Consider the following 15096-nt stretch of genomic DNA (forward strand, 5'->3'; position numbering starts at 1 on the left):
GGCCTGTCCTCCCGGGGCCTGTCCTCCCGGGGCCTGTCCTCCCGGGGCCTGTCCTCCCGCGGACCGGCGACCGCCCACGGCGCGGCCCCTCACGGCCGGCGCACCCGCGGGTCGGCCGCCGCCAGGCACAGGTCCGCCAGCGCCAGCAGCAGCACCGTCGCCACCCCGACGACCAGCACGTACGCCTGCACCACCGGCAGATCCCGCTGTCTGATCGCCGAGATCGCCAGCTGCCCCACCCCGGGCCAGGCGAACAGCGTCTCCACCACCACGGCCCCGGCCACCAGGTCGGCGAGCACCGCGGCCGCCGCCGCGATCGCGTTCGGCGCGGCCACCCGCAGCGCGTGCACCGTCACGGCACGCCGCGCGCTCAGCCCTTTCGCCGCGGCCAGCCGGACGAAGGGCAGCGCCAGCGCCCCGGCCAGGTCGGCCCGCAGCAGCCGGGCCAGCGTGGCGGCGCCCGCCAGCCCGAGGGTCAGCGCGGGCAGCACCACGGCTCCGGGACCGGCGTCACCGCCGGTCGGCAGGGCGCGCAGGCCCACCGCGACCACGCTGATCAGCAGAATCCCGACGATGTACGGCGGCACGCTCGCGACCGCCACCGTCACGGCCGTGATCGCACGCCCGCCCAGACCCCGCGGCCGGAGCGCGGCCGCCAGCGCCAGCCCGATCGCGACGAGCGCCGCCGTGCCGGCCAGCCGCAGCGTCGCCGGCACGCGCGCGGCGATCTCGGCGCCCACCGGAGACCGATCCACATAGGAACGCCCCAGATCGCCCCGCGCCACGTCCGCCACCCACCGCACATACCTGACCGGCAACGGCTGGTCGAGCCCCAGCTCGGCGCGCAGGGCGGCGACGTCGGCCGCCGACGGCTGGATCCCGCCCCGGCGCAGGATCTCCTCGGCCGGATCACCCGGCGCCAGCGAGGTCAGCAGGAAGACCAGCACCGACAGCAGCAGCAGGACGAGCAGCGTCTCCGCGGCGCGCCGCGCGAGGAATGCCACCTCAGCCCGACGGCGTCAGCTTGCCGAGATCCACGACATACGCCGCATTCTGCACCACCCCGCCGACCTGGGCGGTCGTCACGACGGGATTGTCCTGGTAGGCCAGCGCGATCATCGGCCGGTCGGCCGCGAGCACCCGCTGGACGCGCCGGTACAGCTCCCGCCGACGGCCCGTGTCGGTCTCCGCCGCCGCCTGGTCGACGAGCCGGTCGAACTCCTCGCTGCGGTAACCCAGCCTGCGCTCGACGTTCCAGGCGGCGTCGGAGCGCAGGAACCGGCGGAACAGGTAGTCGGCGTCCCCGTTCGGCACGCTGTACGCGCTGAGGAAGACGTCGTAGTCACCGGCCTCCATCACGGCCTTCGTCGCCTCCGCCACGGTCACCTTCGCGGGCAGCCCCACCTGCTCGAACGCGGCCCGCAACACCTCGGCGACGTCGGCGTAGGGGAACTGCCCGGTCTCGGCCGACGAGATCAGGATCGTGACCGGCGCCGCCGGCCGCCCCGCCGCGCTCACCAGCGCCCGCGCCTTCGCCGGACCGTACGCGGCCGCGAGGCCGGGATCGGCCAGTTCGCCGAACACGGGCGACAGGAACCCGGCGCCGGGCGCGGCCGTCCCCGCGAGCAGCTTGCCCGCGACCATCGCGCGGTCGACGGCCAGCTCCGCCGCCTCCCGCAGCCGCGGGTCGGAGAACGGCCTCCGTGAGCCGTTGAAGGTGAGATAGTGCGTCAGCACGGAAGGGCTGCGCACCACCCGGAACCGGCTGTCCGCGGCGACGGCCGCGACCTGCCCGGACAGCAGCGCCCCCTTGTCGATCAGCCCGTCCACCTCGCCCGCGCGCAGCGCCGCGACCCGCGCGTTGGCGTCCGGGATCACCTTGACCACGATCTTCTTGTACTCCGGCGCCGCACCGTGGTAGTGCGGGTTGGCCGCCAGCTCGGCCTGCTGCCCCTTGACCCACCGCGCCAGCGTGTACGGCCCGGTGCCCACCGGGTTCCCGGCGAAGTCGCCCGAGGCCGTGAACGCCTTCGGGGACTGGACCATGCTGTAGAACCCGGCCAGCCGCCCCGGCAGATCCGCCACGGGCTCGCGCAGCACGAACGTCACCCGGTTCGCGCCGTCCGCCCGCACCTCGCCGAGCTTCCCGTAGGCCACCTCCATCCCGGCGTCGAGGCTGAAGAACGCCGACTGCCGGGGCGCGATCCGCACGAACCGCTGGACGTTGGCCACCACCGCCTCCGCGGTCAGCGCCGTCCCGTCGCTGAAGCGCACGCCCTCACGCAGCGTGAACGTCCACCGCCGCCCGCCGTCCGCGCTCTCCCAGCCGGTGGCCAGCGCCGGAACCGGCCGCAGCCGGTCGTCCACCGTCACCAGCGGCTCCCAGACACGCAGCGTCTGATGCGTGAAGTACGGATCCTGCGCCCCCGCGACCAGGTCACGGGGCGCCGCCAGCGTGAGCAGCCCGGCGTCCTCCGTGGCCTCGGGCGACCCGCCGCACCCCGCCAGGACCCCCGCTGACAGCACGGCCAGCGCCACGACCGCGGCTCGTCCCCGCACCCTTGTCTCCCTTCGTCCCACTCAACCCGCGCAACGATAATGGTTTTCATCGTTGCTGGAAAGCGATGGAAAGCGCGGCATCCATTTGCGACAATCCGCACATGCATGTCTTAGCCCGAGCCGTGGTGGCAGGCGCCGTCGTCGGTCTGGTGGAGACGTTCCTTCAGCTCCACGACCCCGATGACGGCTGGATGTTCTTCGCGCCCTTCCTGGCGGGCCTCGTCCTGAACTGGGCGATGGGGGTGCCGCGCTGGGGCGGGGTGGCGGTCGTGGCGCCGTTCGTCAACATCGTCCTCCTGCTCGCCGGTTTCTGGCACCTGAGCCCGGCCGAGGTCATGGACCTCGGCGTCTGGCAGGGCAGCGCGCTCTTCATGATGGTCGGGGCGAGCGGCAACCTCGTCGCCGCCGCACTCGTGGGCCCGGGGGCCACGGCGATCCGGACCGCCGTGGCCGGGGCGGTCGCCGTCGCGTTCATGGGCGTGGGCGCCCACCAGGGCGCGATGGACGAGACCGCGCAGGCGCGCCGGCTGGGCGCCTCCGGCATCCCGCTCATCGCGGCCACCGTTCCCGGCCACGAGCTCACGACGCTCTCCGAGCGGTACCGGTACGCGGAGGAGCAGCCGTCGATCGAGCTGGTCTACGAGCGCCACTCCGACGGCTCGGAGCTGGAGATGTACGTCATGCGGCCGACGGCGGCGACCACTGTGGAAGCGGCGTGCCGGGAGCCCGTGCCGGAGGTCACCGGCATGATGGGCACCTCCGGCACGTGCCGGAAGGTCTCGAACTACGTCTGGGTGCGCGAGGAGGAGATCTGCACGCGGGTGTTCGCGCTGGGCGAGGGGGCGCTCGTGCAGCTGGCGAGCGAGGCGATGCCGGAGAACGAGCTCATCGCCCTCACCGGCAGGTTCCGCCCGGTCACGGCGGCGGAGCTGGCCGCGCTGGACGACGCCTAATTCCTCGGGGCCTCGCCCCGCACGGCCTTGTAAACCCCGTACAACGCCTCCAGGCCGCCGACGACCATCAGCACCACGCCGGCCTTCGACGGCGTGAAGATGAAGATCTGCGTGTCGAGTCCGGACAGCCAGAGCGCCAGGCCCACGACGAAGGTGGCCAGGCCGATGAGGAGCGTCCTGCGGGCGGAGGTCATGAGGGAACGCTAGTGAAGGCCGAGGCCGTCAGGCCTCCTGCCCGCTGAGGAGATCGGCGTACATCCTTCGATTGAGGAAGGAGACGGGCATACATCCTTCGATTGAGGAAGGAGATGGGCGTACATCCTTCGATCTACCTGCCGAGCAGGCGGGCGGCCTGCTCACGCATCTCCACCTTGCGGATCTTCCCGGTGACGGTCATCGGGAAGGAGTCCACCACGTGCACGTACCGGGGGATCTTGTAGTGGGCCAGCCGCCCGGCGCAGAACTCCCTGACCTGCTCGGCCGTCAGCGGCTCGGCGCCCGGCCGCATGACGATCCAGGCCATGAGCTCCTCGCCGTACTTCTCGTCCGGCACGCCGATCACCTGCACGTCGCGGATGTCGGGGTGGCCGTACAGGAACTCCTCGATCTCGCGCGGGTAGATGTTCTCGCCGCCGCGGATCACCATGTCCTTGATGCGGCCGACGATGGTGACGTAGCCGTCGCCGTCCATGACGGCCAGGTCGCCGGTGTGCATCCAGCGCGCCGCGTCGATGGCCTCGGCCGTGGCCTCCGGCCGGCTCCAGTAGCCGAGCATGACCGAGTAGCCGCGGGTGCACAGCTCGCCGGGCTCGCCGCGAGGGACGGTCAGCCGGGTCTCCGGGTGGACGATCTTCACCTCGATGTGCGGCATGACCCGGCCCACCGTCTCGGTGCGGCGGACGAGGCCGTCGTCCCCGCGGGTCATCGTGGACACGGGGGACGTCTCGGTCATGCCGTAACAGATGGCGACCTCGGTCATGTTCATCTCGCCCACGACGCGCTTCATGACCTCGACGGGGCAGGGGGAGCCGGCCATGATGCCGGTGCGCAGGGAGGACAGGTCGAACTGCGCGGACATGGCGAGTTCGGCGATGAACATCGTCGGCACCCCGTACAGCGACGTGCACCGCTCCTCCTGCACGGCCCGCAGCGTCGCCTCCGGGTCGAAGCCCGGCGCGGGCAGCACGACGCAGGAACCGTGCGAGGTCGCGCCGAGATTGCCCATGACCATGCCGAAGCAGTGGTAGAGCGGCACCGGCAGGCACACTCGATCGGCTTCGGTGTAGCCGAGCAGCTCGCCGACGAAGTAGCCGTTGTTGAGGATGTTGTGGTGCGACAGCGTGGCACCTTTGGGGAAGCCGGTGGTGCCCGACGTGTACTGGATGTTGATCGGGTCGTCGAACGTCAGCTCCGCCGCCCGCTCCCGCAGCGCCGCCGGATCGCCGCGACGGCCGCTCTCGACGAGCTCGCCCCACCCGCGCTCGCCGATGAAGACGGCGTCCGCGAACCCGATCTCGCCGATCATCGCCCGGTAGTCGCTGGTCTTGTGCGTGACGGCGCTGATCAGCAGCCGCATGCCCGACTGCTCGACCACGTACCGCAACTCGTGGGCCCGGTAGGCGGGGTTGACGTTGACCAGGATCGCGCCGATCTTGGCGGTGGCGTACTGGACGAGCACCCACTCGGCGCAGTTGGGCGCCCAGATGCCCACGCGGTCGCCCTTGGCGATGCCGCGGGCCAGCAGGCCGAGCGCCACCTCATTCACGGCGGCGTCCAGCTCGGCATACGTCCAGCGGCGCCCGGCCGCCACGTCCACCAGCGCCTCGTGCCCGCCGAACCGCGCCACGGTGCGCTCGAAGTTCTCCCCGATCGTCTCGCCCAGCAGGGGGACGTCCGACACGCCGGAGGCGTACGAGAGCAGTGCATCAGCCATGCATGCAGGATGCTCCGCGAGCGGGACCGCCGCCACCCCCGTTCGGGGGTGGCCCTCGGCCCCCGGCGGCGTCCATGCTGGTGCCATGGCCGCACCGCACGCGCCCGCCGACCGTGAGGCGCTCACCACCGCCGTCGGAAGGCTGCGCCGGGCGACCGGGCTGCCCGTCGCGTTCGGCGGCGTGGTGGGGAGCGGGTGGCGCGGCGTCACGCTGACCGCGTTCAGCGGCACCCTGACCGGCGCGCTGCGCGGCCTCGCCGTCAGCGCCGGCCACGGCCTCGGCGGCCGCGTGATCACCACGGCCCGGCCCGGCACGGTCGACGACTACGCCGCCGACCCCCGCATCAGCCACGAGTACGACAAACCGGTGATCGCGGAAGGGCTGCGCGCGATCGCCGCCGTGCCCGTCACGGTGGACGGCACGGTGTCCGGCGTCCTGTACGGCGGCATCCGCGAGCCCTTGTCCATCAGCGACCGCGTCGTGGACGCCATGACGCAGGTCGCCGCGAGGGTGGGCTTCGAGCTGACCGTGCGCCGCGAGGTCGAGCGCCGCCTGGCCGAGCTGGAGACGGCGGCGATCACCCGGGCCGCCCGCGAGACCCCGGCCGCGGCGGAGTGGGAGGCAGTCCGCCAGGCCCACGCCCAGCTCAGGGTCATCACCCGGGAGATCGCCGACGCCGGGATCCGTGAGCGCCTGCAGGACGTGTGCGACCGCCTGGCCCGCCCGGACGGCAGTGTCTCTGGCGTCATGCCGAACCCGCTGTCGCAGCGCGAGCTGGACGTCCTCGCGCTGGTGGCCGTGGGCTGCGGCAACGCGGAGACGGCCGCCCGCCTCGGCATCCGCCCCGAGACGGTCAAGAGCTATTTGCGCAACGCCATGCGCAAGCTGGGCACCCACACCCGCATGGAAACCGTCGTCGCCGCGCGCCGCTCCGGTTTCCTCCCCTGAGCCCCGGGCCGGCGGCCACCGGCCATCGGTGGGCAGGTATGTACGCGCGGGGTTCCCGAGCGCCGCCAACCCGCTCACCATGGCGGAAGAAGTCCGTTGAGCAGAGAGGTGTGACACGACATGCCGTCCGTCGTACTGATCGGCACTCTCGACACCAAGGGCGAGGAGTACGCGTGGCTGCGCAACCGGCTCGTGGAGCTGGGCAGCGACGTGGTCGTGGTCGACGCCGGCGTCGGCGAGCACGACTTCCTCGTCGACGTCTCCAGCGAGCGGGTCGCCGAGGCGGCCGGGAGCGAGGTGCGGGCGCTCCGCGAGCGGGGCGACCGCGGGGCCGCCGTGACCGCCATGGGCGAGGGCGCGGCGGCCGTCCTGGCCGGGCTGAACGCCGACGGCCGCGTGGACGCCGTCCTGGCGCTGGGCGGCAGCGGCGGTTCGTCGATCGCCGCCCGGGCCGTGCGCGACCTGCCCGTCGGGCTGCCCAAGCTGATCGTGTCCACCATGGCCGCCGGCGACGTGTCGCCGTACGTCGGGGCCAAGGACGTCACGCTGATGTACAGCGTGGTCGACATCGCGGGCATCAACCGGGTGTCCCGGGCGATCCTTGGCAACGCCGCCGCCGCGGCCGCCGGCATGGCCAGGGCGTACCACCTCGCCAGGGCCGAGCAGACCTCGGGCGGGCCGGACCGCCCCCTGATCGGCGCGTCGATGTTCGGGGTCACCACCCCGGCCGTGGACGCCGCCCGCGAGCGGCTGGCCGAGCTCGGCTACGAGGTGCTCGTCTTCCACGCGACCGGCTCGGGCGGCCGCGCCCTCGAAGGGCTCGCGGCCGGCGGGATGCTGGCCGGGGTGCTCGACCTGACCATCACCGAACTGGCCGACGACCTCGTGGGCGGCGTGCTGTCGGCCGGCCCCGAGCGGCTCACCGCGGCCGGGGCGCACGGCGTGCCGCAGGTGGTCGCGCCCGGCGCCCTCGACATGGTCAACTTCGGGCCCCGCGACACCGTGCCCGGCGCGTTCGCCGACCGGCTCCTGTACGTCCACAACCCCACCGTCACGCTGATGCGCACCACGCCCGGCGAGATGCGCGAGCTCGGCGGCCGGGTGGCCGCCAAGCTGCGGGCCGCGGCCGGGCCCACAGCCCTGTTCGTGCCCCGGCAGGGGGTCTCCGCGCTGGACGCGCCCGGCGCGGCCTTCGCCGACCCGAAGGCCGACGCCGCCTGCTTCGAGGCCATGGAAGAGGGCCTGCGCGGCTCCGCGGTCGCCGTGGAGGACCTCGACCTGCACATCAACGACCCCGCCTTCGGCCGCGCCATGGCCGACCGGCTCCACGACATGATCACCGGAGGTACTTCGTGAACAGGCAGGACGTCCTCGACAGGCTCCGCACCACGGTCGCCGCCGGCCGGCCCATCGTCGGCGCGGGCGCCGGCACCGGCCTGTCGGCCAAGTGCGCTGAGGCCGGCGGCGTCGACCTGATCATCATCTACAACTCGGGCCGCTACCGCATGGCCGGGCGCGGCTCGCTGGCCGGGCTGCTCCCGTACGGGGACGCCAACCAGATCGTCGTCGAGATGGCCGCCGAGGTGCTGCCGGTCGTCCGCGACACGCCCGTGCTCGCCGGGGTGTGCGGCACCGACCCGTTCCGCGTCATGCCGTACTTCCTCGACCAGCTCAAGGCCATGGGGTTCGCGGGCGTGCAGAACTTCCCGACTGTGGGCCTGTACGACGGGACCTTCCGGCAGAACCTGGAGGAGACCGGCATGGGCTACGACCTGGAGATCGAGATGATCCGGCTGGCCCGCGAGCGTGATCTCGTCACCGCCCCCTACGTCTTCGACGAGGACCAGGCGCGGGCCATGACCGAGGCCGGTGCCGACGTGCTGGTGCCGCACGTCGGGCTGACCACCAAGGGCAGCATCGGCGCCGGCACGGCTCTGACCCTGGACGAGGCGGCCGAGCGCGTCCAGGCGATGCGCGACGCGGCCGCCGCCGTACGGCCCGACGTGCTCGTGCTCTGCCACGGCGGCCCGATCGCCGAGCCCGAGGACGCCGCCTACGTCCTGTCGCGCACCAAGGGCGTCGCCGGCTTCTTCGGCGCCTCGTCCGTCGAACGGCTGCCGACCGAGCGCGCCATCACCGAGCAGGTCCGAGCCTTCAAGTCACTCAGTCTCTGAGGAGAGCGCCATGCACGTCAGCCCCGACACCGTGCCCACGATGTCCTTCGACTGGGGATTCATCAAATGGTTCGTCACGCCGTCGGCCATCCCGGGGGCGGCCAGCACGCTGGGCGAGGTCATCGTCAACCCCGGCAAGGGACACGCCCGCCACAACCATCCCAACGCCGAGGAGATCATCTACGTGATCTCGGGGGAGGGGCGGCAGATGGTGGACGACGGCCAGGAGTTCACGATCAGGGAGGGTGACACCGTGCACATCCCGATGGGCGCCTACCACTCCACGTACAACACGACCTGGCGGCCGCTGCGGCTGATCGTCACGTACACGCCCGGGGGAGAGGAGAAGGCGCTGGAGGCGGCCCCCGACCTCACGGTGCACGAGGCGGGGACCGTCGCGGAGTGGCGCCAGGCCTGACGCCGGGACGTCGGCGATGTCGATCCATCGGCGACCCGTTACCGTTCGTCAAGGTCGAATGTAACGGTCACGGCCGGCCACCGGCCGATCGTCATGACGATGACGCGCTGAGCCGCCGGTCCTCAGCGTCATCGCGCAGTTGCTTGCGCAGCTCGACGGCACGGTGGAGGTAGTGCGAGGCCAGCGCGGCGCGCCCGGACGAGCGATACACCTCGCCGAGCGTCTGGAACGTGTCGGCCTCGCCGCTCCGGTCGCCGAGCTGCTGGAAGATCACCAGCGAGCGCTGCAGCTCGGCGGAGCCGTGTGAGCGGTCGCCCCGCGCGGCGAGCAGCCCGCCCAGGTTCTGCAGGGCGTACGCGCCGCAGTGCCGGTCGCCGAGCGTCTCGAAGATGTCCAGCGCCCGTCCCTGGAAGCGCATCGCCTCGTCGGACTCGGCCGCCAGGTCGTGCAGCCGGCCGAGCTGCATGGACACGCACCCCTCGCGGTGGGAGTCGCCGAGCTCACCGGCCAGCCGCAGCGCCTCGCCGAGCCACCGGGAGGCCTGGCGCAGGTCCTGCAGCGACAGGTACACCCGGCCGATGGCCTGCCGCGCGTACGCCTCGCCGCTCGGGTCGCCGTCCGCCAGGAACATGGCCAGGGCGTGCCGGAAATAGCCCAGCGCCCGCAGATGCCGGCCGGAGAACTGGTTGACCGCTCCCAGCCCGCAGATCGAGATCGCCTCGCCGCGGGCGTCGCCGAGTTCGCGGAAGATCACCCGGGCGCGGCGCAGCATCTCGTCGGCCTCGGCGTAGCGGTCCTGGTAGAGGCAGACCTGACCGAGGCCGCGCAGCATGGCCGCCTCGCCGCGGCGGTCGCCGGCCGCCTGGGCGCTGTCGAGCGCGAGACGGTGGGTGAGCTGCCAGTCGTCGAGGCGGCAGTGCAGATCGAAGTACGGGACGAGCGTCGCGGCCAGCCCCCACGCCGACTGCGCCAGTCCCATGCGGGCGGCCAGCCGCACCGCCTCCACCAGCGACTCACGCTCGGCGACGAACCACGACAGCGGGTCCGCGGTCATGCGGCCGAGCGTCTCCCGCTCCAGGCCCCAGCGGGGCGCCGCCTCCGACGTCATGCTGAACAGCGTGGTCGGCAGGCGGGTCGTGGCGTGCTCGGCGGCGCTCATCCAGCCGCCGAGCACCCGGGTCAGCGCCTGCCGCTCGGCCTCGCCGCCGCCCTTCTCCTTGGCGGTGCAGCGGACCAGGTCGTGGAGGCGGTAGCGGGGCTGGCCGAGTGGATCGGTCCCGACCTGGCGGAGCAGGCTCACGTCCACCAGCGTGTCCACGACGGCGTCCGCGCGGTGCCGGTCGAGCACGGCGTCGGCCACCCAGCCGGGCACGGACGCCGGGCCGAGCAGGGCCAGCGTGCGGAAGGCCTGGGCCGCGTCGCCGGGCAGGCGGTGGTAGCTGAGGTCGACAGAGGCGCGTACCTCCAGGTCGCCGGCGCGCAGCTCGTCGAGCCTGGTGGTCTCGTCCGCCAGCCGACGCTGGAGCTCGCGCAGCGACCAGCCGGGCCGTCCGGCCAGGCGGGCGCCGGCGACGCGGACGGCGAGCGGCAGGTGGCCGCACGCGTCCAGGATCGCCAGCGCGGCCTCCCGCTCTCCGGCCACCCGGCCGGCGCCGGCGATCCTGCCCAGCAGCTCCTCGCCCTCCGCCGGCGTCAGTACGTCCAGCTCCAGCAGCAGCGCCCCGGGTAACTCGGTGATGCGGCGGCGGCTGGTCACGAGCACCGCGCAGCCGCTGCCGGGCAGCAGGGGCCGCACCTGGGCGGTGTCGGCGGCGTCGTCGAGGAAGACGAGCATGGGGCGCTCGGCGAGAAGGGAGCGGTACAGCGCGGCCCGCTCGTGCACCGAGGCGGGCAGGGCCGCTTCGGCGACCCCCAGCGCCCGCAGGGCCTGGGCCAGCAGGTCGCCGGGGTCGGCCGGGGTCCGGTCGGTGCCGCCCAGGCACAGGTGCAGCTGTCCCTCGGGGTAGGCGGCGCGTACGGCGTGCGCGCAGTGCACGGCCAGCGCCGACTTGCCGACCCCGGGCGGTCCCACGACCACGGCGATCGACGGCGGGCCGTCCGCTCCACGCTTCTCGGGAGACAGGGCCCTCGTGAGGGCGGCGACCGCCTCGGCCCGTCCGGTGAAGTCCGGCACGTCGGCGGGCAGCTGATGCGGCACCGGCATGCCGTGCGCGACGGGCGGGTCCGCCGAAGGCGCGCCCGGCCCGGCGACGGGCGCCCCGGCACCGGCGGCGGGCGCCCCCACGCCGGAGGGGGTGGCGGCCTGCTCCATCGGCTGCGGGGGGAGGTCGTCGGAGAGGACGGCGGCGTGGGCGTCGCGCAGGTCCTGGCCCGGCTCGATGCCGAGCTCGTCCACCAGTTGCCGCCGGACCGTCGTGTACGCGTGCAGAGCCTCCGCCCGCCTGCCGCTCCGGTGCAGCGCGAGGATCAGCCGCTGCCACAGATCCTCACGGTAGGGGTGTTCCCCGATCAGCTCGCGCAGGTCGTCGATCGCCGCCGTGTACTCCTCGCGGGCCAGCTTCGTCGCCACCAGTTCCTCGGCGGCCCCGAGCCGCGCCTGGGCGAGCGAGCGCAGCCGCCCGTCCCACACCGGGCTGCCCGGCAGGTCCCCCAGGGGGTTGCCGCGCCACAGCGCCAGCGCCCTGCGCAGGTGCCCGGCCGCCTCCTCGGTACGCCCCGCCGCCCGCGCCCTGGCCACCAGGTCCTCGAACAGCAGCGTGTCGAGCTGCTCGGTCCGCAGCTCGACCGCGTACCCCGAGGGCTGGGCCACGATCCTGGCCCCGGCCTCGCCCACGGCGCCGCGCAGGGCGCTCACGTACGTCCGCAGGTTCGCCACCGCGGACGACGGGGGATTCACCGGCCACAGGACCTCGATGAGCACGTCCGAGGCGACCACCTGGTTCGCCTCAAGAAGCAGCGAGGCCAATAACAGCCGCGGCTTCTTGCCGGCGACGCGGACGGCATGTTCCGGCGTCCTGACCACCAAGGGCCCGAGAATGCCGAAATTCGGCAGGTCAACCACTACGAACGCACCTACTCCTCAGCTTGCGCGGTTGCGGCAATTCGTTGGGTCGTCGTTGAAGCCGGCTGAGCCTTTATACCGATTTTGGATGTTCTCTGTATGCCGTACTCCCAATCTGGGTCCCCAGCAAGAGCGCTTCGTAAGATCACGAAAGGATCCGTATGAGACCCAGAGGGGTACTTACGGTGGGTTTTGTTCTGCTGGCCGGGTTGATGTCAGGCCAGGTCGCCTCGGCGGGACCGATCGTGGGCAAGGCCGCTCCGACGCCATCTCCGTCGGTGACGGCCACTCCCACGCCGTCTCCGACGGCGCACCCGGACGACCCCCCGAACACCGTCGACGTGCCGCCGGTCTCGACCCTGGCGGCGCCGCGCTTCCAGCTCCCCTTCCCGTGCGACCAGCGCTGGACCGGCAACTCCAGCAACAGCAGCGCCCACCGGTCGTACGAGATCGACTTCAACCGGGGCAGCACGGCCGGCGCCGACCTCGGCGACACCGTCGTCGCGGCCGCGGCCGGCACCGTGGTCATCTCCGCCCACCAGGGCTCCGTGAACGGCTTCGGCAACCTGGTCAAGATCGACCACGGTGGCGGCTGGCAGACGTTCTACGCGCACCTGAACCGCCGCGACGTCGTCGCGGGCGCCCGCGTCTCGCAGGGGCAGAGGATCGGGACGGTCGGCAAGACCACCAAGCCCAGCAACAGCGGGATGAGCCCGCACCTGCACTACGAGGTCCGGCAGGGCAACGGATACCCGGGCAACATCCGCAAGGCCGCCTTCAACGGGGCCACCTTCGGCTACCCCACGCAGACGCTGACCTCGAAGAACAAGTGCGGCGGCGGTGGCGGCGGGACCAACCCGCACACGCCCGAGAAGGTGTGCGGCAGCGGCTTCAAGGTGATCGACCAGGCCGCGCTGGGCACGGCGGGCACCGCCTACCTGCTGTACAACTCCACCAGCGGCGCCAACTGCGTGACCACGATCAAGAAGACGTCGCTCGGCAAGGCCAGCGCCGTCAGCGCCTTCCTCGAGGTCGAGAAGAAGTCGCGGGTGACCGACAGCGGCAACTTCACCTACTACGCGGGACCGGTACGCGCCTCCGCGGCGTCGGGCAAGTGCGTCAAGTGGGGCGGCAAGGCCGGCACGGCCACCTACACCAGCCCCTTCGAGCACTGCGGCTGACCCTCAAAGCCGGAGCGGCCGCCGTCCCCCTCCTGTGACCGGCGGCCGCTCCACGTTTCGCGTTTCAACCTCCCGAGGAGAAATCTGTGCACCCCCGACTCCGCCGATCAGCCGTGCTGCTGGCCGGCGCGCTGATGCCCCTTCCGCTGCTCATGGGCCAGGGACAGGCGACCGTGGCCGCCGATCCCATGGCCGACGCGTTCGCCGGCGCGGCCGCCAAGTACGAGGTGCCCCGCGATCTGCTGGTGACGCTCGCGTACGCCGAGACCCACCTGGACGGGCACGACGGCGAGCCCAGCATGAGCGGCGGGTACGGCGTGATGCACCTGGTCAGCAACCCCAAGACGCGCACGCTGGAGCAGGCGTCCAAGATCACCGGCGAGGACGTCGCGAAGCTGAAGAGCGACGACGCGGCCAACATCGCCGGCGGCGCCGCCGTGCTGCGCGCCCTCGCCGACGGCGCCGGGGTGACCGCCGCGGACCGCAAGGACCCGGCGAAGTGGTACCAGGCGGTCGCCAAGTACGGCAACGCCTCCTCGCCCGACGTGGCCCGCCTGTACGCCGACTCGGTCTACGACCTGATGGCGCAGGGCGTGCGCGCCACCACCCCGGACGGCGAGACCGTCACGGTGCCGGCGCGGGCGGTCGAGCCGGAGCGCGGGCCGTACGAGAAGGCCAAGGACCTGAACGCGCCCAACCAGACGCTCGCGGCGAACACCGACTACCCCGGCGCCACCTGGGTCGCGGCGCACAGCAGCAACTACGCGGTCTCCAACCGCCCCACCAGCGACAAGATCGACAAGATCGTCATCCACGTGACGCAGGGCTCGTACGCCGGGACGATCTCCTGGTTCCAGAACGGTCCCCGGGCGAACCCGTCCTCCTCCCACTACGTCATCCGCTCCGCGGACGGCGCCATCACCCAGATGGTCAGGGAGAAGAACCGGGCCTTCCACGCCGGCAGCTACAACAGGCGCTCGGTCGGCATCGAGCACGAGGGCTTCGTGAACAACGCGACGTGGTTCACCGACGCGATGTACCGATCCTCGGCCGCGCTGACCCGCAACATCGCCGACCGGTACGGCATCCCCAAGACCCGCACCAACATCGTCGGCCACAACGTCGTCCCCGGGACCGACCACACCGACCCGGGACCGCACTGGAACTGGACCAAGTACATGCAGTACGTCACCGGCGGCGGCGGTGGTGGCGGCACCCCCAACCCGCACACGCCCGAGAAGGTGTGCGGCAGCGGCTTCAAGGTGATCGACCAGGCCGCGCTGGGCACGGCGGGCACCGCCTACCTGATGTACAACTCCACCAGCGGCGCCAACTGCGTGACCACGATCAAGAAGACGTCGCTCGGCAAGGCCAGCGCCGTCAGCGCCTTCCTCGAGGTCGAGAAGAAGCCGCGGGTGACCGACAGCGGCAACTTCACCTACTACGCGGGACCGGTACGCGCCTCCGCGCAGGACAAGTGCGTCAAGTGGGGCGGCAAGGCCGGCACGGCCACCTACACCAGCCCCTTCGAGCACTGCGGCTGACCCTTCGCAGTGCTGCCGGTCGGCGGCGGATCAGGCCGAGAGCAGGAAGCCCTCGTAGCCGTCCGCCGCCACCTGGCCGCATTTCTCCCGGTAGACCCCCACACCGCCGACGTACGGCATGAACACCCGGGGTTTGCCGGGAATGTTCGCGCCCATGTACCACGAGTCCGCCCGCGGGAAGAGCGTGTACCCGGCGACCTCGTTGACGTGCGCCACCCAGGCGTCCCCAGGTACGTGCGCGGCCCGGCCTGCCACTTGCGCCGCAGGGACAGGCGCCCTTGCCGGAGGAGCCCGTGCCGATGACAGCGACCCGCCGGCCGGCGA

At 72.5% G+C, this 15096-nt stretch carries 13 protein-coding genes; 7 read left to right on the top strand and 6 right to left on the bottom strand.

Annotated elements, in window-relative coordinates:
- Positions 1–89: 89 nt before the first annotated feature.
- Together ACIBX3_RS53180 and ACIBX3_RS53185 are read right to left on the bottom strand one after the other, a co-directional pair.
- Complete coding sequence (locus ACIBX3_RS53180) at positions 90–1004, bottom strand: ABC transporter permease (protein ID WP_397128435.1); 915 nt, start codon at positions 1002–1004, stop codon at positions 90–92.
- A 1-nt stretch (position 1005) separates the two neighbouring features.
- Positions 1006–2559: an ABC transporter substrate-binding protein gene (locus ACIBX3_RS53185; protein WP_397128436.1), complete on the bottom strand. Its 1554-nt coding sequence runs from the start codon at positions 2557–2559 to the stop codon at positions 1006–1008.
- Positions 2560–2660: 101 nt separating this feature from the next.
- On the opposite strand from ACIBX3_RS53185, the gene ACIBX3_RS53190 reads away from it, so the two are divergent.
- A complete protein-coding gene (locus tag ACIBX3_RS53190; RefSeq protein WP_397128437.1) occupies positions 2661–3512 on the top strand; it encodes a hypothetical protein in 852 nt (283 codons plus the stop codon).
- Here ACIBX3_RS53190 and ACIBX3_RS53195 read toward each other — a convergent pair.
- Together ACIBX3_RS53195 and ACIBX3_RS53200 are read right to left on the bottom strand one after the other, a co-directional pair.
- Positions 3509–3706 carry a DUF5708 family protein gene (locus ACIBX3_RS53195; RefSeq protein WP_397128438.1) on the bottom strand — a complete coding sequence of 66 codons (198 nt, stop codon included), beginning with the start codon at positions 3704–3706 and terminating at the stop codon, positions 3509–3511. The two genes, ACIBX3_RS53190 and ACIBX3_RS53195, sit on opposite strands and share 4 nt — an antisense overlap.
- A 134-nt stretch (positions 3707–3840) precedes the next feature.
- Complete coding sequence (locus ACIBX3_RS53200; protein ID WP_397128439.1) at positions 3841–5445, bottom strand: AMP-binding protein; 1605 nt, start codon at positions 5443–5445, stop codon at positions 3841–3843.
- A gap of 85 nt (positions 5446–5530) precedes the next feature.
- Between ACIBX3_RS53200 and ACIBX3_RS53205 the strand changes: the two genes are divergently transcribed.
- The 4 genes from ACIBX3_RS53205 (at position 5531) to ACIBX3_RS53220 (ending at position 8986) form a co-directional block, all read left to right on the top strand.
- A complete protein-coding gene (locus ACIBX3_RS53205) occupies positions 5531–6394 on the top strand; it encodes a LuxR C-terminal-related transcriptional regulator (protein ID WP_397128440.1) in 864 nt (287 codons plus the stop codon).
- Between the two features lie 120 nt (positions 6395–6514).
- A complete protein-coding gene (locus tag ACIBX3_RS53210; protein ID WP_397128441.1) occupies positions 6515–7750 on the top strand; it encodes a Tm-1-like ATP-binding domain-containing protein in 1236 nt (411 codons plus the stop codon).
- Entirely contained in the window at positions 7747–8568 is an 822-nt protein-coding gene (locus ACIBX3_RS53215) for a phosphoenolpyruvate hydrolase family protein (protein ID WP_397128442.1), read from the top strand. The genes ACIBX3_RS53210 and ACIBX3_RS53215 overlap by 4 nt, the downstream gene beginning before the upstream one ends.
- A gap of 10 nt (positions 8569–8578) precedes the next feature.
- Entirely contained in the window at positions 8579–8986 is a 408-nt protein-coding gene (locus ACIBX3_RS53220) for a cupin domain-containing protein (RefSeq protein ID WP_397128443.1), read from the top strand.
- A gap of 91 nt (positions 8987–9077) precedes the next feature.
- Here ACIBX3_RS53220 and ACIBX3_RS53225 read toward each other — a convergent pair whose 3' ends face one another.
- A complete protein-coding gene (locus ACIBX3_RS53225; protein WP_397128444.1) occupies positions 9078–12047 on the bottom strand; it encodes an AfsR/SARP family transcriptional regulator in 2970 nt (989 codons plus the stop codon).
- A gap of 185 nt (positions 12048–12232) precedes the next feature.
- Here ACIBX3_RS53225 and ACIBX3_RS53230 point away from each other — a divergent pair, with 185 nt between their 5' ends.
- Together ACIBX3_RS53230 and ACIBX3_RS53235 are read left to right on the top strand one after the other, a co-directional pair.
- Positions 12233–13228 (top strand): M23 family metallopeptidase, encoded by a 996-nt coding sequence (locus ACIBX3_RS53230; RefSeq protein ID WP_397128445.1) that lies wholly within the window; start codon positions 12233–12235, stop codon positions 13226–13228.
- 86 nt (positions 13229–13314) lie between these two features.
- Positions 13315–14772, top strand: coding sequence for an N-acetylmuramoyl-L-alanine amidase (locus ACIBX3_RS53235; RefSeq protein ID WP_397128446.1), 1458 nt, complete (start codon positions 13315–13317; stop codon positions 14770–14772).
- Positions 14773–14802: 30 nt separating this feature from the next.
- Here the strand turns inward: ACIBX3_RS53235 and ACIBX3_RS53240 are convergent, their stop codons facing one another.
- Entirely contained in the window at positions 14803–14988 is a 186-nt protein-coding gene (locus ACIBX3_RS53240; protein ID WP_397128447.1) for a hypothetical protein, read from the bottom strand.
- Positions 14989–15096: the final 108 nt, after the last annotated feature.

It is taken from the genome of Nonomuraea sp. NPDC049480 (assembly GCF_044465905.1).
Classification (GTDB): domain Bacteria; phylum Actinomycetota; class Actinomycetes; order Streptosporangiales; family Streptosporangiaceae; genus Nonomuraea.